Origin of the sequence: Aeromicrobium jepli, assembly GCF_047246605.1 — a bacterium.
GTDB lineage: Bacteria > Actinomycetota > Actinomycetes > Propionibacteriales > Nocardioidaceae > Aeromicrobium.
The window spans coordinates 1-21,362 of sequence record NZ_JBFOKO010000012.1; the positions used below are offsets into that span (position 1 = coordinate 1).

Below are 21,362 nucleotides of genomic sequence, written 5' to 3' on the forward strand. Positions count from 1 at the left end.
CGACCCCACACCGGCATCGGCGGCCTCACGCCCTCAGACCGCGTTCACAACCTCACGGGGAACTACAGCTAGCGAGACCGGTGTATCGAGATCACGCCGAGATGGGCAGGGGCCGATACCGCCGGTTCTGGACCCATTCGCCGCGGATCTTGAACTCGGGCACGGCCTCGGTGAACCGGATGGGTATGCCGACGTTGTGCACGTAGCGGTGATGGTGAGCGCACAAGAGCACGCCCGTCTCGGTGTTGGTCGGTCCGCCCTCTGACCACGGAATCGCGTGGTGGGCTTCGCACCATCCCGGTGGCCGGTCGCACCCGGGATACGCGCACCCTTGGTCGCGTTGGGCGAGGGCCAGGCGCTGGGCTTCGGTGTGGAGTCGCTGTGCTCGACCGATGTCGAGTGGTTGGGACTTGCCGTTCGTCACCGTCGGCAGGATCGCCGCGTCGCACGCCAGCTTGCGCAGCTCGCCCGCGCTGACCGGGGTGCCGAACTCGGTCGCACCCGCCCGGTCGGTCTCCCCGCGCAGCGTTGCCTCGTCCACCGTGACAACGAGCGTCGCGGCGACGCCGCCATGGTTCCCGTAGGCCTCGCGCGGCAGGTGCCGCACGACCTCGGCGAACGCCTCACCGGCCTTCTCGACGGACGTGAACGACCCGTGCGGCTCGCTTCGCTTGCGCGGCGCGGTCTTGGACTCGATCACCGCACGCAGCACGTCTGCGGTCAGCTGATCGGTCTTGCCGCCGAACGGCACCAGCCCGGTCTCCTCGTCGGGACGTCCGATCCAGAACTCCGAGAGTCGCCGTTGCGCGTTCTCGTCCCGCGTCAGGCGGTCGTTCTCGATCCGATCAGCACGGTCCACGTCCACTACCTCGATCGCGCGACGAGACTTGCGGCGGAGCTGCTCGGCCGACATCACCTGAGCCGCCTCGGTCAGGTCCGCCTCCACGCGGTCGCGCTGGTCGCGGGTCAGGTCGGCCGGCAGGTCGGCGAGGGCGCTGGTCACGATCGCGGCTTTCTGGGTCGACATGCCCGGCTTCGCCAACGCGTCCTTCACCCGAGGCGCGGCCTCGATGCGTTCGGCGAGGCGCACCTGCTGCGCGGCCTCGCGACGCGTCACGCCCGCCTCGCGGGCGACGAACCCGGTCATGTCGACCGCATCGGTGGTCTTGTGGGCCTGCTGCCGGTTCGCCTCGGCCAGCAGTGCCATCTTCAACGCGGCGGCCTCACGCTCGAGCGCCTGCACGGCGGCCGTCTCGCTCGCGAGATCTGCGGGGGAGAGGAGCGTGAGGTCACGAGCGCGCGCGTCAGCCAGGAACCGCTGTCCTGACTGGAGCCCACCGATGACGTTCACGAATCCCCCGATTCACCCGAACTGGTGCTCCCATCATATCCAATAGAGTGGGCCCCGAAGAAAGGCCCAATGAAATGTTCTCGTGATGTGAGACGTCTCAGCGGACGCAGCCGCCGGAGCCGCTGACGACCGCCCTGCCCGTCCGCTCGCTGATCTCCGCGCCCATGGTGAACGTGTCCTTCGCAAAGCGGACGCTCACGATCCGTCGCTCGCGATCACCGGGGGCGCGCTCGACCTCCCAGCCCTCGGCCGCGAAGTGGTCGGCGACCTCGCCCTGCAGCCGCTCGACCGACCCGTCGTCCGCCGTGAGGTGCACGACGTAGATGAGGTCGAGCCCTTCGTCGGTGCTCGGGTCGCACGACGCGAGCTCGTCCTGGACCACCTGGGGCGCGCTGCCCACCCGGCTCGCCAGGTCGTCGATGTGGGCACGCGCCTGCGCGGCACGCGCCTCCGCACGCTCCTGCACGGTCATGTCGTCCTCCTTGCCACAGCCTGCGACCAGCACACCGCAGGCGACGATCATCGCGATCAGCCGCCTCATTCGATGTCGATCCTCTCGCCGTCGTCGTTCCAGCCGTCCTGATAGGTGGCCACGCCGTGGCCCGTGTACACGTGCTCGTAGTGCGGCGAGCGGTACGTCTCGATCTCGCCGCCGCGGAACACCGCCAGCATGTTGTCCCACGCGTCGCTGCGCTGCTGGAAGACGCCCGAGTGGGAGGCGATCCCCGTGTTCGGCGTGCCGTCGACCTTGTCGCCCGTGTGCAGCCGGACGGTGCCGGCGAAGTCGTCCGGGTCGGCGCCGTGGCCGATGTCGCCCACCTGCACGCCCTGCGTGAGGCTGATGAAGTCGTCGGGCGCCGTCATGGAGTAGCGGTCGACGCCGGACTGCGACGACGGCAGGTCGCCCGCGTCGTGGACGTCGTGGCCCATGCCGGCGGACTCGATGTGCAGCACGCGGTCGGCCACCAGACCGCTCAGCTCCGACCGTCCGACCACGGCCCCACCGTACGAGTGACCGGCGACGGTGACCCGTGCGCCCGCCCCGTCGGAGCGTGAGATCTCCAGGTCGAGGTCCCTGGAGAAGTCCGCCAGCCGAGGTCCGAGGTCGAGGCTGTAGCTCGGATCGGGGGCGTCCGTGGCGATGCTGTCGGGCAGGTCGCCGCCCATCCAGCTGATCATCGTCAGTCCGCCGGAGGAGTCGCCGTTCTGGAAGCCGCGGGAGCGGGGCGCGAGGTCCTTGTCGTAGTTGGCCAGGTCGGCCGTGGTGCCGGGCACGAGGACGCCCACATTGTCGGTGCCGGCATCGATCGAGCCGTGCAGCTCGGCGATCGCCCCGTCGCCGGCGGGATCGAAGTACACGATGCTCCGGCCGTCGGACAGGATCGACTCGTAGAGGCAGATCCGCCTCTCGAGGTCCTCGATCGGTCCCTCGAGGTCGTCGTTGTTGCGGCCGAGGAAGTCCCAGTCGCCCTGGTTCTCCTCGTGCTGGTCGCGCAGCCCGGCCAGCTCGCGCCGCTCGTCCGCGAGCGCCGCGACGACATTCACGGTGTTGGCGTGCGCGCGGTTCGCGAAGGGGACGCCGGCCAGGTTGCCGACGATCGACGGATAGGTCATCGCGAGGATCGCGGCGTGCTCGGGGGAGAGACCCTCGAACAGGTCGCGGGCGTCGAGCCGCCGCTGCTCGTACACGGCGGCCACGCCGCCGGGAGCCGTCACGAACGCGCCGGTCAGCGAGCGCAGGGTGCCCGCGGGCCCGTCGCCCAGCGGGACGGTCGCCTGGAGGGCCGCGGCGACCGCGGGGTGGTCGATGACGAAGTCGCGCAGCTCCGCGGCGGTCATCACCGAGCCCTCGGGCACGTCGCGTCCGACCGAGCCCAGCGTCTGCAGCAGCGACGCCAGCTCGCGCCCGGTCAGGCCCGTGGCCTCGACGAATCCGGGGCCGAAGCGCTGGTCGCCGGCCTCGCGCACGAGGTCCGACGGCGACCACGCGTCCCGCGGGACGGTGACGGCCGCGTGCCCGTCGCCGTCATCGTCGAGCAGGATCGCCAGCGCCGCGAGGTCGTCCAGCATCGGCACCTGCTCGCGCAGCCATGTGGCCTTCGCGGGCAGCGGCGCGAGGCTCGGCAGCAGGATCGGGCTCGCGGCATCGGCGCGGCGGGCGCCGCTCTCGACCGCCTCGGCCAGGCGCTCGGCCTCGCTCCGGGCCGCGAGCAGCGCCGCGGCCTGCAGCTCGACCCGCATGCGTCCCCCCTCGACGATGTCCGGCCAATGTACGAAAGGCCCGTCAGGGCGGCAACCCTCGCGGTGGACGGGCCCGGCGGCGGGTTCGTGGCTCCCCACTACGCTGGAAGGCGATGTCCACGACCCCCGCTCGCGTCTACCTCGACCACGCGGCCACCACCACCATGTGGCCCGAGGCCGTCGAGGTCATGCACGACGAGATGCGGCGGACGGGCAACCCGTCGAGCCTGCACGAGTCGGGCCGCCGCGCCCGCCGCGTCGTCGAGGAGTCGCGCGAGCTCATCGCCGAGCGGCTCGGGGCACGCCCCAGCGAGGTCGTCTTCTGCTCCGGCGGCACCGAGGCCAACAACCTCGCCATCAAGGGCCTGTACTGGTCGCGCCGGTCGGCCGACCCGCACCGCGACCGGGTCCTGTTCAGCTCCATCGAGCACCATGCGCTGCTCGATCCCGTGACGTGGCTGGCCGCCCACGAGGGCGCACGCATCGACGTCACTCCCGTCGATCGTCAGGGCCGTGTGCGGCTGGACGCCCTGCGCGAGTCCATCGCGGCGAACCCCGACGACGTCACGGCCATCACCACGATGTGGGCCAACAACGAGATGGGCACGATCCAGCCCGTCCACGAGGTCGTCGCGCTCGCGCACGAGCACGGCATCCCGGTCCACTCCGACGCCGTACAGGCCGCGGGCTACCTGCCGCTCGACTTCGCCGCCAGCGGCCTCGACGCGATGACGGTCACGGCGCACAAGCTCGGCGGTCCCGTCGGCGTCGGCGCGCTCGTCATCCGTCGCGAGGTGGACGTCACGCCCCTGCTGCACGGCGGGGGACAGGAGCGCGACGTGCGGTCCGGCACGGTCGGCGTCGCGATGATCGCCGGCTTCGCCACGGCCCTCGACCTCACGGTCCAGCGCCAGGCCCAGGCCGTCGAGCGGATCGAGCGGCTGCGGACGCGCCTCGTCGACGGGGTCACCCGCCTGATCCCCGACGCCGTCGTCAACGGCGACCCCCGGCCCGGGCCGGAGCACCGCCTGCCCAACATCGCGCACGTGACGTTCCCCGGCTGCGAGGGCGACGCCCTGCTCATGCTGCTCGACGCGCAGGGGGTCGAGGTCTCCACCGGCTCGGCCTGCCAGGCCGGGGTGCCGCAGCCCAGCCACGTCCTGCTCGCGATGGGCTTCGACGAGGCCGCCGCGCGCGGGTCGCTGCGCTTCAGTCTTGGCCACTCCTCGACCGAGGCCGACGTCGACCGCCTGCTCGAGGTCCTGCCCGCCGTCCACGAGCGCGCCCGCGCCGCCGGCCTGGTGCGGAGCCGGTCGGCATGAGGCTCATCGCCGCCATGTCCGGCGGGGTCGACTCGGCCGTCGCCGCCGCCCGCGCCGTCGACGCCGGTCACGACGTCACGGGCGTCCACCTCGCGCTCAGCCGGAACCCGCGCTCGTACCGCACGGGTGCGCGCGGCTGCTGCTCGATCGAGGACGCCGGCGACGCCCGCCGCGCGGCGGACGCGATCGGCATCCCGTTCTTCGTGTGGGACATGAGCGACGAGTTCGCCGACGAGGTCGTGGACGACTTCATCGCCGAGTACACCGCGGGCCGCACCCCCAACCCCTGCCTGCGCTGCAACGAGAAGATCAAGTTCGCGGCGGTCCTCGAGCGGGCGGTGGCGCTCGGCTTCGACGGCGTCGTGACGGGCCACTACGCCCGCCTCGTGACCCGTGAGGGCCCGACGGGCGAGGTCGTCGAGCTGCACCGCGCCGTCGACCACGGCAAGGACCAGTCCTACGTGCTCGGCGTGCTCACTCAGGACCAGCTGCGCCGCTCGGTGTTCCCGCTCGGCGACGACCCGAAGTCGCTCGTCCGCGAGGAGGCGGAGCGCCGCGGGCTCCAGGTCGCCCACAAGCCCGACAGCCACGACATCTGCTTCATCGCCGACGGCGACAACGCCGGCTGGCTGGCCGACAAGCTCGGTCCGCAGCCCGGCCCGATCGTCGACGAGACCGGCGCCACCGTCGGCACTCACGACGGCGCCTACGCGTTCACCATCGGCCAGCGCCGTGGCCTGCGGCTCGGCGTACCGGCGCCCGACGGCAAGCCGCGCTTCGTGCTCGACATCGAGCCCGTGAGCCGGACCGTCACCGTCGGCCCGCGCGAGCACCTGGCGATCACGACGATCGAGGGCATCAAGCCGCTGTGGTGCGACGAGCCGCCCGCGGGCGAGCTGGCCTGCACCGTCCAGCTGCGCGCCCACGGCGACGAGCACCGCGCCACGCTCAGGGTCGAGGGCGACACCGTCCGCGTCGTGCTGCTCGACCCCGCCGTCGGCATCGCGCCCGGCCAGGCCTGCGTCGTCTACGACGGCACGCGGGTCGTCGGCTCGGCCACGATCGCCCGGACGGCCCGCGCCCCGGAGTCCGCGACCCCCGCCGCGCGGTGAGCCCGTGGACGAGCTGCGCCCCGACGTCCTCGACTGCGTCGTGATCGGCGCGGGTCAGGCGGGCCTGTCCACCTCGTTCCACCTGCAGCGGCGCGGCGTGCGCCACGTCGTGCTCGACTCCAACGATCGTGCCGGCGGCGCGTGGCAGCACCGCTGGGACGCGCTCACGATGAACGACGTGCACCGCGTCGCCGACCTGCCGGGCCAGCCGCTGCCGGACGCCGTGGGCGCCGAACGGGCCAACACGTTCGTGCCGGCGTACTTCGCCGACTACGAGGAGCGACACGAGCTGCCCGTCATGCGTCCCGTCGACGTGCGCTCCGTCCGCGACGAGGACGACCTGCTGCGGGTGGAGGCCGCCGACGGGCGCACCTGGCGGGCACGCACCCTCGTGAACGCGACGGGCACGTGGCGCCGGCCGTTCATCCCGCACTACCCGGGCATCCGCACGTTCGCCGGCGAGCAGCTGCACACCATCGACTACCCGGGGCCCGAGGCGTTCCGCGGGCGCCGCGTGCTCGTGGTCGGGGGAGGGGCGTCGGCCGTACAGTTCCTGGGCGCGCTGCGTCCCGTCACGGACACCCTGTGGGTGACGCGGCGCGAGCCGGTGTGGCGTGCCGGCGGCTTCGGCGAGGTCGAGGGCCGCGAGGCGGTCGCGCTCGTCGAGGAGCGGGTCCGCCGGGGCCTGCCGCCACGCAGCGTCGTCAGCGTCACGGGACTCATGCTGCGGCCCCAAGAGCAGGAGGCGGCCCGGCTCGGGGCGTACCACCGGCGGCCGATGTTCCAGCGGATCGAGCCCGACGGCGTCCGCTGGGCCGACGGCACGTTCGAGCGCGTCGACGTGATCCTGTGGGCCACGGGGTTCCGTCCCGACATCGACCACCTCGCGCCGCTGCGCCTGCGCTCGCCGTACGGCGGCATCCAGCTCGGGGACACCCCGGCGACCGCGACGACCTCGGTCGTGGACCCGCGCGTGCAGCTGGTGGGCTACGGGCCGTCGGCCTCCACGATCGGCGCGAATCGCGCGGGGCGGGTCGCCGCCCGGGCCGTGGCGCGACGCCTCCGTGAGGACCTCGTCATGGCCTGAGTGACGAGCGGGGGATCGCCCTTCTTACACTGTTCCCCGTGTTCGGACCCCTGATACGGCGCTCCACCGGCGCCTCGGCGTCGGTGCTGCTGGTCATGCTGGGGTCCTGTGCGGGCGGCGGTGACGGTGCGGCGACCGACGCCGCGGTCGTCGACCTCGCCGACTCCGGCGCCGGCCCCGAGCGACTCGTCGAGCAGCGCTGGGACGCCTACTGGGACGCCCGCGTGGCCTCCGAGAACTCCGGCCGCCTGGGCGAGGCGTTCACCGAGGTCGCCAGCGGCAAGGCGCTCGAGGCGCAGACGCGGCGCCTGCGCAACTACGCCCACCACGACCTCGTCCGGGTCGGTCAGCCCGAGTTCCGCGACGTCCGCGTCAGGGTCAGCGAGGACTCCGCGACCGTCCTGGCCTGCATGAACGCCGACGACTGGACCGCGATCGCCGAGGACCGCCCGTGGTCCGCCCGCAAGTACGGATGGGAGCTGACCGGAAGCGTGATGAAGCAGGTCGACGGCACGTGGCTCGTGGTCGACGAGATGTCGACCGAGGACGTCGCGGACATGGGAGCGACGTGCTGAGGCTGATCGGGGCCGCCGTCCTCGCGACGGCGTGCCTGGCCGCCGCGCCGTCGGCCACCGCCGACCATCGCGGCGCCGGATCGGCCCTCGACTACGAGCTGCACGCCGAGCACGCGCACGTCGACGCCGCCGACACGTGCTCCGCGCGCGGCTACTACGACGATCGCTGCGTCGGCGAGAGCGCGTGCTGGGTCAACGACCCGGCCGCGGTCCAGGATGTCGCGGAGCTGGCCGACCAGCCCCGCCGTCGCGGGGACCACGTGGTGTTCATCTCCTGCGTGACGGCGTCGGGCGACCAGTGGTCGCGCTGGTACTGGAGCTCGCAGGAGCCCAGCGCCGCCGAGCGCTGATCAGCCCAGCACGCGCTCCAGCACGAGGTCGTCCTCGGTGCGCCCGCCCACGACGAACCGGCGCTCGCCCACGACCTCGAATCCGTGCTTGGCGTAGAAGCGCTGGGCGCGCGCGTTGCGCCCGTTGACGCCGAGCCAGACGCTCTCCGCCCCGCCCTCGGCGGCGCGCTCGAGCACCGAGGTCATGAGGCGGCCGGCGACGTCCGTGCCGTGGACCGCCGGGTCGGTGTAGCACTTGCTCAGCTCGACGGTGGGGCGCCGGCGCACGAGGGCGGCGATGCCCGCGTCGTACGGCTCGGCGGCGAACGTCAGCGTGTAGCCGATCGGGCCCTCGCCGTCGTCGACCAGCAGCACCTCGGCGGTCGGATCGGCCAGGTACTGCTCGAACCGCTCGGCTGACAGGTGCTGCGCGATGAACGCGGCCATGTCGGCCTCGGGCATGTCCGGCGGGCAGGCCAGCGGGAACGTGCGGGCGGCGAGGTCGGCCAGGGCGGCCACGTCGGGGGCGGTGGCGGTGCGGACGGTCACGCGGATGATTCTCACAGGCGGGCGTGAGGGAGAATCGGCGCCATGCGCGCGACGGGGATCGGATCCATGCCGGGCGACGACCTCTCGGCGGTCTCGCGGTTCGTGATCGACACCTTCGGCGACGAGGGGATCGTCTTCGTGCCCGAGCTGCCCGACCGGGGCGCGCCCTCGGGGATGATCGGCCGCACGGCGGGACTGCTCCCGCTGCCGATCGACCTGCAGCCCGCCGGCTGGCGGCTCGCGCCGGGGGAGGGGATGGACCAGCGGCGCGCCCGCGCGGCCCTGCGCGCGGACCTCGACGTCCTGGAAGAGCTGCTGGCGGGGCAGGCCGTGCGCCTCAAGCAGCAGGTGGTCGGTCCGCTGACCCTGGCGGCCACGATCGAGCGGCCGCGTGGCGACAAGGTGCTCGCGGACCACGGGGCCCGGCGCGAGCTGGCCGAGGCGCTCGCCGAGGCCGTGTCCGAGCACGTGGCCGAGCTGGTCCGGCGGTTCCCCGGCGAGCTCGTGGTCCAGGTCGACGAGCCCGCGATCACCGCCGTCCTCGGCGGACGTGTCCCGACCGCGAGCGGCTTCGGCAAGCACCGCAGCGTGGACACGCCGCTCGCCGACGCGCTGCTCGCGCCGGTCGTGCGCGTGATCCGTGACGGGGGCGCGACGCCGGTCGTGCACAGCTGCGCGCCGGACGTGCCGGTGTCGCTGCTCGCCGGCGCCGGGTTCGCGGCGATCGCGTTCGACCTCGCGCTGGCCGAGCCCTCCGACGCGTGGGCGCAGGCGTTCGAGTCCGGGACGGACCTGTGGTTCGGCGCGACGGACGCGGCCCGCGTCGAGGAGTTCATGGGCCGGCTCGGCTTCGCGCCGGAGTCCTTCGCGGACCGCGGTGCGATCACGCCCGCGTGCGGCCTCGCCGGGCGCTCGCCGCGTGACGCGCGGACGGCGCTCGAGCGCGCCGCGAACGCCGCCGCCTCACTCACGTGAGCCCGACGCGCCTCGTCACACCCGCCCACCGACCGGCAGGGCGAGGAACGAGTCCGCGTGTCGGGGTCACTCCGCCTTGCGCAGCAGCTTGAGCGTCTCGCGCTCGATCGCGTGGCGGCGCTCGATCACGTCCACGACGTCCTCGAAGGACTGCCGCGGGATCACGGTGCCGCTCTCGTAGAGGCTCACCAGGCGCGGATCGACGTACGAGCTGCGGACCACGGTGGGCGTGTTGCCGAGCGCGAGCGCGACCTCGGTCATCGTGTTGCGCACCGCCCGCGCCCGCGATGCCTTCGTGTCGCCCGGCTCGTCCGACAGCGCCAGCAGCTCGGCCGCGAGGACGGTCGCCGCCCACGTCCGCAGGTCCTTGGCGCTGATCTCCAGGCCGGTCTGCTCCCGCAGGTAGTTGTTGACGTCGGAGGAGTCCAGTGGCGTGACGGACCGGCGGGACAGGTACTCCAGCAGGCGCGGTCCGCCGCTGCGCCGGCGCCGCATGCGGTTGAGCGCCTCCACGACCTCCATGTCGTCGAGGTCGACGCGGTGCTGCACGCCGGACTTGCCCACGAACGAGAACACGAGGATGTCGCCCTTCGCGCGGACGTGGCGCCGCTCGAGCGTCGTCAGCCCGAAGCTGCCCTGCCGGGCGTACACGTCGTTGCCGACGCGGAACGCGCCGGAGTCGAGCATGCGGACGGCCACGGCGGCGGCGTGCTCGCGGCTGCCCTTCGTGTCCGCGATGTGCTCGGCCACGAGGGCCCTCAGGTCGGGCAGCGACTCGGCGATCTGGCTGACCCGGTCGAACTTCTGCAGGTTCCGCTGGCGCACCCAGTCGAGGTGGTAGAGGTACTGGGTCCGGCCGGCCTCGTCGACGCCCGTGGCCTGGAGGTGACCGTTGGGCCAGGGGCAGATCCAGACGTCCTTCCACGCGGGCGGGATCACGAGCGCCTCGATGCGCTCGCGCTCCTCGCCGGTGATCACCCGACCGTCCTCGTCTAGGTACGTCCAGCCGCGTCCGGCCCTCCGGCGGGTCCACCCCCGGGAGCGGGTCGTGACGCGGCGCAGTCTCATGATCGGCAACCCTAGGCACCTGCGCGGCGGCGGCAACTCGACGGCTCGGCGGTCGTCGTGTCGGTGTCGGTGGGCGGCACTAGGCTCGCGCCATGGCGGAAGAACGCGACTCCGGACTGCCCCAGGACGACCCCGGCCTCGAGGCCGCGCGCGAGGAGGCGGCCGGCCTCACCGAGCGGATCGAGCAGGCCCGCGACGCGTACTACGGGCGGGACACGTCACTCGTCGACGACGCCACGTACGACGGCTGGATGCACCGCCTCGAGGAGCTCGAGCGGCTCCATCCCGAGCTGCAGGGGCAGGACTCGCCGACCCTCAACGTGGGCGGCGTCGTGTCCTCGGCGCTCGCCCCGATCCAGCACGCCGAGCGCATGCTCAGCCTCGACAACGTCTTCTCGCCCGAGGAGCTCGCGGCCTGGTGCGCCAAGACGCGCAAGGCCGCCGGGCGCGACGTCCGCTGGCTGACCGAGGCCAAGATCGACGGCCTCGCGATCAACCTGCGCTACGAGAACGGCGAGCTCACGTCGGCGGCCACGCGCGGTGACGGCCGCGTCGGCGAGGACGTCACGGTCAACGCGCTCAAGGTCGAGGGCATCCCGCAGCGGCTCGCGGGAGAGGGGCACCCGCCGATCGTCGAGGTCCGCGGTGAGGTCTTCATCGGCATCGCGGAGTTCGAGCGGCTCAACGCCTTCCAGGCGCAGCTGCGCGAGCGCGCCACGGCCGAGTCGGTCGCGCGCGGCGTCGACGAGGAGCGGGCGGCCGCCAGCGCCGCTCGCCGCTTCCCGGCCTTCGCCAACCCGCGCAACGCCGCCAGCGGCGGCCTGCGCCAGCAGCTCGACAAGAAGTCCGGTCTCGAGCACGAGGCCGGCCTCGAGCGCATCGCCGTCCTGGCGCTCTACGTGCACGGCATCGGCGCCTGGGAGAACCCGCCCGTCGCCGCGCAGAGCGAGGTCTACGACCTGCTGCGCGAGTGGGGCCTGCCCACCAGCCCCAACACCCGCGTCTTCGACAGCGTCGACGACGTCCTCGACCGCGTCGCCGAGCTGGGCGGCCAGCGCCACTCGCTCCAGCACGAGATCGACGGCCTCGTCGTCAAGGTCGACGAGCTGGCGCTGCACCCCGAGCTGGGCGAGACCAGCCGTGCCCCGCGCTGGGCGATCGCCTACAAGTACCCGCCCGAGGAGGTGCAGACCACGCTGCTCGACATCGTGGTCTCCGTCGGCCGCACCGGCCGGGCCACGCCGTACGCGCAGATGGAGCCGGTCCGCGTGGCCGGCAGCGTCGTCCGGCAGGCCACGCTGCACAACCAGGACGTCGTCAAGGCCAAGGGCGTGCTGATCGGCGACACCGTCGTGCTGCGCAAGGCCGGCGACGTGATCCCCGAGGTGCTGGGCCCGGTCGTCGAGCGCCGCGACGGCAGCGAGCGGGCCTTCGTCATGCCCGAGGGCTGCCCCGAGTGCGGCACGCCGCTGCGCCCCATGAAGGAGGGCGACATCGACCTGCGCTGCCCCAATGCGCGGGCGTGCCCGGCGCAGGTGCGCGGGCGGGTCGAGCACATCGGCTCGCGCGGCGCCCTCGACATCGAGGCGCTCGGCGAGGTCACGGCGGCGGCGCTCACGCAGGGCGACGGCGCGCCGCTCGAGACCGAGGCGGGCCTGTTCGACCTCACGATCGAGCAGCTCGTGCCGATCGCCGTCACGGTGCGGGACGCCGAGACCGGCGAGGAGAAGGTCGACGAGAAGACCGGTGAGCCCGTGCGCCGCACCCCGTTCCGGGTCAAGGGCGGCGAGCCGTCCAAGCAGGCGCAGGTGCTCCTCGACGAGCTCGAGAAGGCCAAGACCAAGGACCTGTGGCGCCAGCTGGTCTCGCTCAACATCCGCCACGTCGGGCCGGTCGCCGCGCGGGCGCTGGCCCAGTGGTTCGGCTCGATCGAGGCGATCCGCGCGGCCACCCGCGACGAGCTCGCGGCGGTCGAGGGCGTCGGCGGGATCATCGCCGACTCGGTCATCGCATGGTTCGAGGTCGACTGGCACGTCGAGATCGTCGAGCGCTGGCAGGCCGCCGGCGTCCGCTTCGCGATCCCCGACCACCCCGGCCCGGGCGCCGCGTCGCTCGGCGGGGGAGTCCTCGACGGGCTCACGGTCGTCGTCACGGGCGGTCTCGAGGACTTCACGCGGGACTCGGTCAAGGAGGCGATCATCGCCGCCGGCGGCAAGGCCTCCGGCTCGGTCAGCAAGAAGACCGACTACGTCGTCGTGGGCGAGAACGCGGGCTCGAAGGCCACCAAGGCCGAGGAGCTCGGTCTGACGATCCTCAACGAGGCGCAGTTCAAGAAGCTGCTCGAGGGCGGCCCCGCCGCGCTGTAGTCAGCGGGTCAGGAAGGACGCCGCGGCGCCCGCGATGGCGCGCACGGCGTCCGGGTCCTCGTACGCATGCCGGTGGACGGAGTCGTCCGAGCCCCCGGCGCACACGGGGTCGCCGGTTCGGCACGCCTCGACGGTCCGGGTGCCGAGGTGTCCCAGCTCGGGTCCCGGACCGAGGCGGCCTCCGCCGGAGGGGATGCCGCCGGGCAGCATCACCGGCAGGAAGCGCCCGCCCGGATCACGCAGCGGGCTGCCGACGAGCACGAGCACGTCGACGTGCCGGGCCAGCGCGGGTCGCGCCGCGAGCTCCTCGCGCGCGATCTGCGAGCCCTGGCTGAACCCGACCACCGCGATCCGGGTGTCCGGACAGTCCTCGACGATCGACCGGATCCGGACACGCAGCCGGGAGCGTCCGTCCTCGACGTCCGCGACGTACTGGTCCCAGCTGCCGAGCCGGCTCGCGTGCCGGATCGCGGTCGTGCGGACGGAGCCGAGCGACGAGAGCTCGTCCGCGAGCTCGTCGGCGATCAGGCGGACCTCGGTCCCGAGTCCGTCGTTGGCGTCCAGCGACTGGCCCTGCCCTCGCAGCCCCACGATCTCGACCGCCGGGCATCCGGACGACGGCGCGGGAGCGTCCTCACCGGTGCCGTCCCGGCACCCCGCGAGCAGGGCGGAGCCGGCCACGAGAGCCGCGATCGTCCTGCGCATGCGCGTCATCCTCGCCCATCGCGACCGGCGCGGGCCGTGTCCGACCCGCCGACTAGGATGAAATCCATGTCGTCACCCGAGATCTCCCGCGACGACGTCGCCCACCTGGCGAGCCTGGCCCGCATCGACCTGTCCGACGCCGAGCTCGATCGCCTGGGTGCCGAGCTGCCCGCGATCCTCGACTACGTCCAGGTCGTCCAGCAGGCCGCCGGCGACGACGTCCCCGCCATGAGCCACCCCGTGCCGGTCACCAACGTGTTCCGCCCCGACGAGGTGACGCCGAGCCTGACGCCCGACGAGGCGCTCGCCGGTGCCCCTGCCAGCGAGGAGCAGCGCTTCCTCGTGCCCAAGATCCTGGGAGAAGAATGAGCGACCTGACCCGTTCGACCGCGGCCGACCTCGCCGCGGCGCTCGCCGACGGCTCGACCACCTCGGTCGAGGTCACGCAGCAGCACCTCGACCGCATCGAGGCCGTCGACGGCCGCATCCACGCGTACCTGCACGTGGACGCCGAGGGTGCGCTCGCCACGGCCGCTGACGTCGACCGCCGCCGCGAGGCGGGCGAGTCGCTGCACGCGCTGGCCGGCGTGCCGATCGCCGTGAAGGACGTCCTGACCACCACGGGCCTGCCCACCACGTGCGGCTCGAGGATGCTTGAGGGCTGGGTCCCGCCGTACGACGCCACCGTCGTCAGCAAGCTCAAGGCGGCCGGCCTGCCCATCCTGGGCAAGACCAACATGGACGAGTTCGCGATGGGCTCGTCCACCGAGCACTCGGCGTACGGCCCCACGCGCAACCCGTGGGACACGGACCGCATCCCCGGCGGGTCCGGTGGCGGCTCCGCTGCCGCGGTCGCCGCGTTCGAGGCCCCGCTCGCGGTCGGCACCGACACGGGCGGCTCGATCCGCCAGCCCGGCGCCGTCACCGGAACCGTCGGCGTGAAGCCCACGTACGGCGGCGTCTCGCGCTACGGTCTCGTCGCGATGGCCAGCAGCCTCGACCAGGCCGGTCCGGTCACCCGCACCGTCCTCGACGCGGCGCTGCTGCACGAGGTCATGGCCGGTCACGACCCGCGCGACTCCACCAGCCTCGACGTGCCGGTCCCGCCGGTCGTCGAGGCCGCGCGCCGCGGCGACGTCGACGGCCTGCGCATCGGCGTCGTGCGGGAGCTGCACGGCGAGGGCTTCCAGCCCGGCGTGCGCCAACGCTTCGACGAGTCCCTCGAGATGCTCGCCAAGGCCGGTGCCGAGATCGTCGAGATCTCGTGCCCCAGCTTCGAGCACGGACTCGCCGCGTACTACCTCGTCATGCCGAGCGAGGTCTCCAGCAACCTGGCCAAGTTCGACGCCATGCGGTACGGCCTGCGAGTCTCGCCCGAGGGCGTCGCCGATCCCAGCGCCGAGCAGGTCATGGCGGCCTCGCGCGACGCCGGCTTCGGCGACGAGGTCAAGCGCCGCATCATCCTGGGCACGTACGCGCTGTCCAGCGGCTACTACGACGCCTACTACGGCTCGGCCCAGAAGGTCCGCACGCTCATCGCGCGCGACTTCGAGGCCGCGTTCGAGCAGGTCGACGTGCTCGCCTCGCCGACGTCGCCCACCGTGGCGTGGCCGCTGGGGGAGAAGCTCGACGACCCGCTGGCCATGTACGCGCAGGACATCGCCACGATCCCGGCGAACCTCGCCGGCGTGCCCGGCATCTCGCTGCCGATCGGCCTGTCCGACGGCCTGCCCGTGGGTCTGCAGTTCCTCGCCCCGGCCATGGCCGACGACCGTCTGTACAACGCCGCCGCCGCCGTCGAGCGGCTCGTCGCCGAGCGCGACGGCCGCCCCTTCGCCGCACAGGCACCCGAGCTGGAGGTCGCCCGATGAGCACCACCGCCACGAAGCTCGTCCCGTTCGAGGACGCCCTCACCCGGTACCAGCCCGTCATGGGCCTGGAGATCCACGTCGAGCTCAACACCGCGACGAAGATGTTCTGCGGCTGCCCCACCACGTTCGGCGCCGAGCCGAACACGCAGGTGTGCCCGGTGTGCCTGGGCCTGCCCGGCGCGCTGCCGGTCGTCAACGCCAAGGCCGTCGAGTCCGCGATCCGCATGGGCCTCGCGCTCAACTGCGAGATCGCCGAGTGGTGCCGGTTCGCGCGGAAGAACTACTTCTACCCGGACATGCCGAAGAACTTCCAGACGTCGCAGTACGACGAGCCGATCGCGTTCAACGGCTGGATCGATGTCGACGTCGAGGGCGAGACGTACCGGATCGAGATCGAGCGCGCGCACATGGAGGAGGACACCGGCAAGTCGCTGCACGTGGGCGGCAGCACGGGCCGCATCCACGGCGCCGAGCACTCGCTGCTCGACTACAACCGCGCAGGCATCCCGCTGATCGAGATCGTCACCCGCACGATCGAGGTCCCCGGCGACAAGGCGCCGGCGGTGGCCCGCGCGTTCGTCAACCAGGTCCGCGACCTCATGGTCGCGCTGGGCGTGTCCGACGCCCGCATGGACCAGGGCTCGATGCGTGCCGACGTCAACCTGTCGCTCAAGCCGCACGGCGCTGACAAGTTCGGCATCCGCTCCGAGACCAAGAACGTCAACTCGTTCCGCTCGGTCGAGCGCGCGGTGCGCTACGAGATCAGCCGCCACGCCGGCATCCTCGACGCGGGCGGCACGGTGCTGCAGGAGACGCGCCACTTCCACGAGTCCGACGGCACCACGTCCTCGGGCCGGCCCAAGTCGGACGCCGACGACTACCGCTACTTCCCCGAGCCGGACCTGGCCCCCGTCGCCCCGTCCCGCGAGTGGGTCGAGGAGCTGCGCGGCACGCTGCCCGAGCCCCCGGCCGAGCGCCGCAAGCGCCTCCAGGCGGAGTGGGGCTTCAGCGACCTCGACATGCGCGACACGGTCGGCGCGGGAGCGCTGGACCTCGTCGTCCAGACGGTCGGGGCGGGTGCCACGCCGCAGGCCGCGAAGAAGTGGTGGCTCGGCGAGCTCGCCCGCACGGCCAACGAGCAGGGCACCGACCTGACCTCGCTGGCGATCACGCCCGCGCAGGTCGCGCAGATCCAGGGCCTGATCGACGCCAAGCGCATCAACGACAAGCTGGCCCGCCAGGTGTTCGAGGGCGTGCTGGCCGGCGAGGGCGACCCCGAGGCGGTCGTGGCCGCCCGCGGGCTCGAGGTCGTGTCCGACGACGGCGCCCTCGGCGACGCGGTCGATCGCGCGATCGCGAACGACCCCGACGCGGCGCAGAAGATCCGCGACGGCAAGGTCGCCGCGGCCGGCGCGCTGATCGGCTTCGTCATGAAGGAGATGCGCGGCCAGGCCGACGCCGGCCGCGTGCGCGAGCTCATCCTCGAGAAGCTCTCCTGACCGACCGATTGCCCCCGTACTGAGTCTTCCCTCAGTGCGGGGGCATCGTCGTACCGTCGGAGCAGGACCACCGATGGAGGCCATCATGGCGATCACGCAACTGCCACCCGTCCACGACTGTGCGGTCGAAGGCTGCTCCTACAACGCCGATCACGAGTGCCACGCCGGCGCGATCAACATCATGGGCGGCGCGGAGGCGGGCTGCGCGACGTTCATCGACATCAGCGTCTCCGGTGGCCTGCCGACGGCGACGGCGATGGTCGGCGCGTGCCACCGCACGGACTGCACGCACAACGACCACCTCGAGTGCCACGCGGACTCGATCCGCGTCGGCCCGGGCGCCGACCCGGCGGACTGCCTGACGTACGAGGTCGCCTGACCCTCTCCGGGAGGCGAGTGTCCCCGCTCGGTGCGAGGGTCGAAGCATGACTCACCACGACGAGCAGCTCCAGACCGTCGCCACGATCATGCGTGAGACGCGCATCGCGGTGCTCACCTACGTCTCGCAGGAGGGCGCCCTGGTGTCCACGCCGATGGGCACCCAGGACTTCGACGAGCCGGGCACGCTCTGGTTCCTCACCCAGCGCAGCAGCGAGAAGGTGCAGGCGCTGGTGGCCGACCCGCGGGTCAACGTCGCGTATTCCAGTGACTCGGGCTGGCTCTCGGTCGCCGGCACCGCCCAAGTGGTCGACGACCGGCTCAAGGTCAAGGACCTGTGGGACGCGTCGTCCGGCGCGTTCATGTCCGGCGGTCCAGAGGACCCCGACAACGTGGCGCTGCGCATCGACGCGACCACGGCCGAGTACTGGGAGTCCCCGAACAAGGCCAAGGGCGCCTTCCAGTTCGTGAAGGGCCTCGTCACCGACGCGCAGCCGGACCTCGGCGACAGCGGCACCGTCCGGCTCTGAGTCGGGCTCAGTCGGCGTTGCCGAGGACCGTGGTCTCCGTGGGCGGGACGCCGCGCAGCGCACGGTCCTTGGCCAGCCCCGAGAGCAGGGCCGCCGCCCACTCCGGGCCGCGCGCGGGGGTGCGCTCCGCGAGGCGGGGTACGCCGGGATCGACGGCGAGGGCGGTGCGCGCGTCGAGGATCTCGTGCGCGTGCGGCAGGTGCATCGTGTAGCGGATCACGTACGTCAGCAGCACCGGGAAGTCGCGCGTCCGGGCGACCAGCTCGTCCGCGGTCGCGCGTCCCGATACGACGTCCTCGACCGCTGCCTCGAGCTCCCCGGGACCCCACTCGGCCTGCCTGCGCGCGTTCCACACGAGCGTGCCGAGCGCCCAGCCGAGCTCCTCGTAGAGGCGGTGGTCGCGCGAGCGCTCCTCACGGGTGCGTGCGCGGGCATCCTCCACGATCTCGGCGTCCGCCCGCCTGACGACCGGGTCGCGACGGTGCTGCACGAGGTCGTCGAAGTCCACCTGCGCGCTCACGTCGGCCCAGCGCTGCTCCAAGTAGTCGCGCTCCGCCTCCCTGCGATGGGGCACCTTCGCGAGCAGCACGAAGCTCTCGACGATCTGGTCGTCGATGAGCTCGCGCCGGAAGTCCGACAGGCGGCGGTTGAACACGGCACTCCTCGGGTCGGTCCGGGTGGTCGGGGCGAAGTCGGGGTCGTCACTCGGTGGTGGGCCCGGCGCGGGAGAAGCGGATCTCCTCGATGTCGAGCCGTGCCTGGACCTGGCGCAGCACGATGTCGTCGATGCGGCGCTCGTCGCGCAACTGCAGGATCGCCTCGCGCCGTCGGGCGATGAGCGCGAGCGAGAGGCTCGTGTACTCGCCGTCGTGCTGGACGAACGGGTCGCCGTCGGAGCCGTTCGCGGCCAGCAGCTTGCGCTGCTTGTCGAGCTCGCGCCGGACGCGATCGGTCACCCGGTCGCTGACGCCGAGCTCGCTCGCGGTCTCGTCGATGGCCTCGATGGCGGCATCGAGGGAGACCTCCTCGGCCAGCTGGATCTCCTCGGCGACGGACTCGTCGGCCGGCAGTCGCGCGAACCGGACCACGGCCGGCAGCACGAGCGCCTGCAGGAGCGTCAGGACGATCACCCCGGAGGCGATCACGATGATGAGGTCGCGGTCCGGGAATGGCGCGCCGGACTCGACCTCGTGCGGGACGGCGAGCACCGCGGCGAGCGAGATCGCGCCACGGAAGCCGGCCGTCGCGTTCACGGTGCGCTGGCGGGCGCTGACCCGGCGCTCGCGTTGGACGGGGCGGCGGTCGATCGCGCGGATGACGTAGGGCGTGGTGTAGGTCCACAGCCACCGGACGCCGATCACGACGGCGGTCACCACGAGGATGTCGGCGAGCGCCTCGAGCAGCGTGGTGCTGGAGAGCGCGCGGAACGCCGAGTGCGCCGAGATGCCGATCAGGACGAACAGCGCACTGCTCAGGACGGTCGTGGAGAGCGACCAGAACGGCGTGACGAGGTGCCGGGTGGCGGCGTTGGTGATGCGCGGTGCGACCTGGCTGATGAACAGGCCGCACGAGACGACGGCGAGCACGCCGGACGCCTCGACGGCCTCGGCGGCGAGGAACGCGGCGAACGGCGTCACCAGCATCGCGATGCCCTCGAGCATCGGGTCGTCCATGCGGCGCCGGACCTGCCAGCTGAGCAGGCCGACCAGCCCGCCGGCCAGGATGCCGCCGCCGTACGAGAGCACGACGAGCCACGTGACGTGCCAGCCGGTGAGCTGCTCCTCGCCGACCGTCACCCCGACCGCGAGGCCGTAGAGCACCAGCGCCGTGCCGTCGTTGATGAGGCTCTCGGCCCGCAGCGTGGTGACCGTGCGGCGGGGGAGGTTGCGTGCCAGGACGCCCACCGCGGTGGCGTCCGTGGGCGCGAGCGCCGCGCCGAGCACCCAGGCCGGGCCCCACTGCATCCCGAGCTCGTGAGCGGTCACGGCGACGGCACCGGCGGTCACGAACACCAGCACGGTGCTGGTCAGGACGACCACGCGCAGGTTGTTGTGGATCTCCCGCAGGGAGGTCGTCAGGCTCTCCCAGTAGAGGATCGCCGGCAGGAAGACGAGCAGCACGACCTCAGGAGGCAGGCCGGTGCTCCCGAGGTGCGGGATGAAGCCGATGAGCACGCCGGAGAGGACCAGCAGGATCGCCGGGGCGATCGGGTAGCGGCTGGCGAGCGCACCGCACACCACCAGCGCGAGTCCCAGCAGGACGACCATCTCGAGTCCGAGCACGGGTCAATCTTGGCGCAGGACCTGAGGGGACCGCGCTTGGTTCCAGCCTTCAGGCCTCCAGCGCCACCAGCAACGAGCACCCGGCCAGCACGGCGCAGGCGGGGGTCATGACGGCGCGCTCCGGCCGGCTGCGCGAGATGGCGTTCACGACGATGCCCAGTGTGAAGTAGCCGACGAGCACCCAGGCGATCACGCCGAGCGCGCCGCCCCGCCCCGTGGCTCGCACGATGAGTACCGTCGCCATGACGGCATACAGCACGACCGAGACGGCGCTGCCGATGCGCAGACCACGGGGGAGCACGTCATGCTGACCGCCCCACACGAACCGGCCGACAGGACGCCCCGCCGCCGCCGCGATCTGCACGGCGGAGATGGCGAGCAGGACGAGTGTGGCGAGGACGGCGGCGGCGACGGTCACGAGAGAAGTGTCCCCGTACCTGGCGGGTCAGGAGGCAGATCGCGATGTTCTCATCGATGTCACGTCGTCTGCCGGCCTCGGTAGACGGAGCCGTCGTGGACCGCCCACGCCGTTCCGTCGGCGGTGACGACGTAGTGCTGGGTCGCGGAGACGAACCGGCGTGCCTCGCGCGGTGACAGGGGCAAGCCGGTCACGGCTCTGACGGCGACGAGAGCTGCGTCCCGGCCGGGGCGCGTCTCGCGAGCGCGTCGCCAGATCTTCACGGATGCCACGGCCCACGCGGTTGCTGCGAGAACGGTGGCGGCGAGCGCCACGACCTGCCCCTTGGATGACCAGCCGCCGTCGAGCCCGAGCGAGGTCGCCATGAGCATCAGGACTCCGACGCTGCAGCAGGACGCGCTGGCGTTCCACCAGGCCCACAGCTCCGGCTCGGCGCGCGCCGGCATCGGCGCGATGGCGTCACCGGTCGGGTCGAGCGCGAAAGACCTGTCATCGCTGCGGATGTGGAGCGTTCCCTCGGCATCGACCTCGAAGAAGGTGCCGCGCTCGAAGTCGAAGTGGATGCCCCCGGCAGCTCCCGCCGCAGCGCCCGCGCCGAAGAACATGACCCCAGTGTCCATCGACCGGACGCTTCCGTCCCGGATTCCGTCACTCGGCCGCGTGGGAGTGTCCGACCGGTACGCGGCGGGATGACGCTGCCCGAA

General features: G+C 72.6%; 22 protein-coding genes. 12 read left to right on the top strand and 10 right to left on the bottom strand.

The features are described from left to right. Positions 1-91 precede the first annotated feature (91 nt). The 3 genes from AB3M81_RS16930 to AB3M81_RS16940 form a co-directional block, all read right to left on the bottom strand. Positions 92-1,351 (bottom strand): HNH endonuclease signature motif containing protein, encoded by a 1,260-nt coding sequence (locus AB3M81_RS16930; RefSeq protein ID WP_412905104.1) that lies wholly within the window; start codon positions 1,349-1,351, stop codon positions 92-94. A gap of 97 nt (positions 1,352-1,448) precedes the next feature. Beyond that, positions 1,449-1,892, bottom strand: coding sequence for a hypothetical protein (locus tag AB3M81_RS16935; RefSeq protein WP_412905105.1), 444 nt, complete (start codon positions 1,890-1,892; stop codon positions 1,449-1,451). Continuing rightward, positions 1,889-3,592 (bottom strand): alpha/beta hydrolase, encoded by a 1,704-nt coding sequence (locus AB3M81_RS16940; RefSeq protein ID WP_412905106.1) that lies wholly within the window; start codon positions 3,590-3,592, stop codon positions 1,889-1,891. The genes AB3M81_RS16935 and AB3M81_RS16940 overlap by 4 nt, the downstream gene beginning before the upstream one ends. A 113-nt stretch (positions 3,593-3,705) precedes the next feature. Here AB3M81_RS16940 and AB3M81_RS16945 point away from each other — a divergent pair, with 113 nt between their 5' ends. Genes AB3M81_RS16945 through AB3M81_RS16965 form a run of 5 tightly spaced genes read left to right on the top strand, consistent with a single transcriptional unit; the run spans position 3,706 to position 8,038 of the window. Beyond that, positions 3,706-4,914 (top strand): cysteine desulfurase family protein, encoded by a 1,209-nt coding sequence (locus AB3M81_RS16945; protein WP_412905107.1) that lies wholly within the window; start codon positions 3,706-3,708, stop codon positions 4,912-4,914. After that, positions 4,911-6,026 (top strand): tRNA 2-thiouridine(34) synthase MnmA, encoded by a 1,116-nt coding sequence (mnmA, locus tag AB3M81_RS16950; RefSeq protein WP_412905108.1) that lies wholly within the window; start codon positions 4,911-4,913, stop codon positions 6,024-6,026. The genes AB3M81_RS16945 and mnmA overlap by 4 nt, the downstream gene beginning before the upstream one ends. Before the next feature lie 4 nt (positions 6,027-6,030). Further along, the gene (locus AB3M81_RS16955; RefSeq protein ID WP_412905109.1) at positions 6,031-7,113 is read left to right on the top strand and encodes an NAD(P)-binding domain-containing protein; all 1,083 of its coding nucleotides are present in this window, start codon (positions 6,031-6,033) and stop codon (positions 7,111-7,113) included. Positions 7,114-7,151: 38 nt separating this feature from the next. Beyond that, positions 7,152-7,688, top strand: coding sequence for a hypothetical protein (locus AB3M81_RS16960; RefSeq protein ID WP_412905110.1), 537 nt, complete (start codon positions 7,152-7,154; stop codon positions 7,686-7,688). Continuing rightward, complete coding sequence (locus tag AB3M81_RS16965) at positions 7,682-8,038, top strand: hypothetical protein (protein WP_412905111.1); 357 nt, start codon at positions 7,682-7,684, stop codon at positions 8,036-8,038. Before AB3M81_RS16960 ends, AB3M81_RS16965 begins: the two co-directional genes overlap by 7 nt. Here AB3M81_RS16965 and AB3M81_RS16970 read toward each other — a convergent pair whose 3' ends face one another. Beyond that, entirely contained in the window at positions 8,039-8,566 is a 528-nt protein-coding gene (locus tag AB3M81_RS16970) for a GNAT family N-acetyltransferase (RefSeq protein WP_412905112.1), read from the bottom strand. It abuts the gene before it with no gap. 42 nt (positions 8,567-8,608) lie between these two features. Between AB3M81_RS16970 and AB3M81_RS16975 the strand changes: the two genes are divergently transcribed. Beyond that, positions 8,609-9,541 (top strand): uroporphyrinogen decarboxylase/cobalamine-independent methonine synthase family protein, encoded by a 933-nt coding sequence (locus tag AB3M81_RS16975; RefSeq protein ID WP_412905113.1) that lies wholly within the window; start codon positions 8,609-8,611, stop codon positions 9,539-9,541. A 66-nt stretch (positions 9,542-9,607) separates the two neighbouring features. On the opposite strand, the gene AB3M81_RS16980 is transcribed toward AB3M81_RS16975, so the two are convergent. Continuing rightward, the gene (locus tag AB3M81_RS16980; RefSeq protein WP_412905114.1) at positions 9,608-10,609 is read right to left on the bottom strand and encodes a DNA topoisomerase IB; all 1,002 of its coding nucleotides are present in this window, start codon (positions 10,607-10,609) and stop codon (positions 9,608-9,610) included. A gap of 92 nt (positions 10,610-10,701) precedes the next feature. Between AB3M81_RS16980 and ligA the strand changes: the two genes are divergently transcribed. Then, positions 10,702-12,975, top strand: coding sequence for an NAD-dependent DNA ligase LigA (ligA, locus tag AB3M81_RS16985; protein WP_412905115.1), 2,274 nt, complete (start codon positions 10,702-10,704; stop codon positions 12,973-12,975). On the opposite strand, the gene AB3M81_RS16990 is transcribed toward ligA, so the two are convergent. Next, positions 12,976-13,680 carry a cutinase family protein gene (locus AB3M81_RS16990; RefSeq protein ID WP_412905116.1) on the bottom strand — a complete coding sequence of 235 codons (705 nt, stop codon included), beginning with the start codon at positions 13,678-13,680 and terminating at the stop codon, positions 12,976-12,978. Between the two features lie 66 nt (positions 13,681-13,746). Here AB3M81_RS16990 and gatC point away from each other — a divergent pair, with 66 nt between their 5' ends. The 5 genes from gatC to AB3M81_RS17015 all read left to right on the top strand — a co-directional run bounded on the left by gatC (position 13,747) and on the right by AB3M81_RS17015 (position 17,958). Further along, positions 13,747-14,049, top strand: a complete 303-nt coding sequence (gene gatC, locus AB3M81_RS16995) for an Asp-tRNA(Asn)/Glu-tRNA(Gln) amidotransferase subunit GatC (RefSeq protein WP_412905117.1) — start codon at positions 13,747-13,749, stop codon at positions 14,047-14,049. Next, complete coding sequence (gene gatA, locus AB3M81_RS17000) at positions 14,046-15,551, top strand: Asp-tRNA(Asn)/Glu-tRNA(Gln) amidotransferase subunit GatA (protein ID WP_412905118.1); 1,506 nt, start codon at positions 14,046-14,048, stop codon at positions 15,549-15,551. Before gatC ends, gatA begins: the two co-directional genes overlap by 4 nt. Beyond that, a complete protein-coding gene (gatB, locus tag AB3M81_RS17005) occupies positions 15,548-17,050 on the top strand; it encodes an Asp-tRNA(Asn)/Glu-tRNA(Gln) amidotransferase subunit GatB (RefSeq protein ID WP_412905119.1) in 1,503 nt (500 codons plus the stop codon). Before gatA ends, gatB begins: the two co-directional genes overlap by 4 nt. 85 nt (positions 17,051-17,135) lie before the next feature. Then, entirely contained in the window at positions 17,136-17,429 is a 294-nt protein-coding gene (locus AB3M81_RS17010) for a DUF1540 domain-containing protein (RefSeq protein ID WP_412905120.1), read from the top strand. Between the two features lie 46 nt (positions 17,430-17,475). Next, positions 17,476-17,958 carry a pyridoxamine 5'-phosphate oxidase family protein gene (locus AB3M81_RS17015; protein WP_412905121.1) on the top strand — a complete coding sequence of 161 codons (483 nt, stop codon included), beginning with the start codon at positions 17,476-17,478 and terminating at the stop codon, positions 17,956-17,958. Positions 17,959-17,965: 7 nt separating this feature from the next. Here the strand turns inward: AB3M81_RS17015 and AB3M81_RS17020 are convergent, their stop codons facing one another. From AB3M81_RS17020 to AB3M81_RS17035, 4 genes are read right to left on the bottom strand one after another with little or no spacing between them, the layout of a single operon-like run. After that, positions 17,966-18,613, bottom strand: coding sequence for a hypothetical protein (locus tag AB3M81_RS17020; RefSeq protein WP_412905122.1), 648 nt, complete (start codon positions 18,611-18,613; stop codon positions 17,966-17,968). Positions 18,614-18,659: 46 nt separating this feature from the next. Beyond that, a complete protein-coding gene (locus AB3M81_RS17025; protein WP_412905123.1) occupies positions 18,660-20,240 on the bottom strand; it encodes a Na+/H+ antiporter in 1,581 nt (526 codons plus the stop codon). A 49-nt stretch (positions 20,241-20,289) separates the two neighbouring features. Continuing rightward, positions 20,290-20,658: a hypothetical protein gene (locus tag AB3M81_RS17030; protein WP_412905124.1), complete on the bottom strand. Its 369-nt coding sequence runs from the start codon at positions 20,656-20,658 to the stop codon at positions 20,290-20,292. A gap of 59 nt (positions 20,659-20,717) precedes the next feature. Continuing rightward, a complete protein-coding gene (locus tag AB3M81_RS17035) occupies positions 20,718-21,278 on the bottom strand; it encodes a hypothetical protein (protein WP_412905125.1) in 561 nt (186 codons plus the stop codon). Between the last annotated feature and the right edge of the window lie 84 nt (positions 21,279-21,362).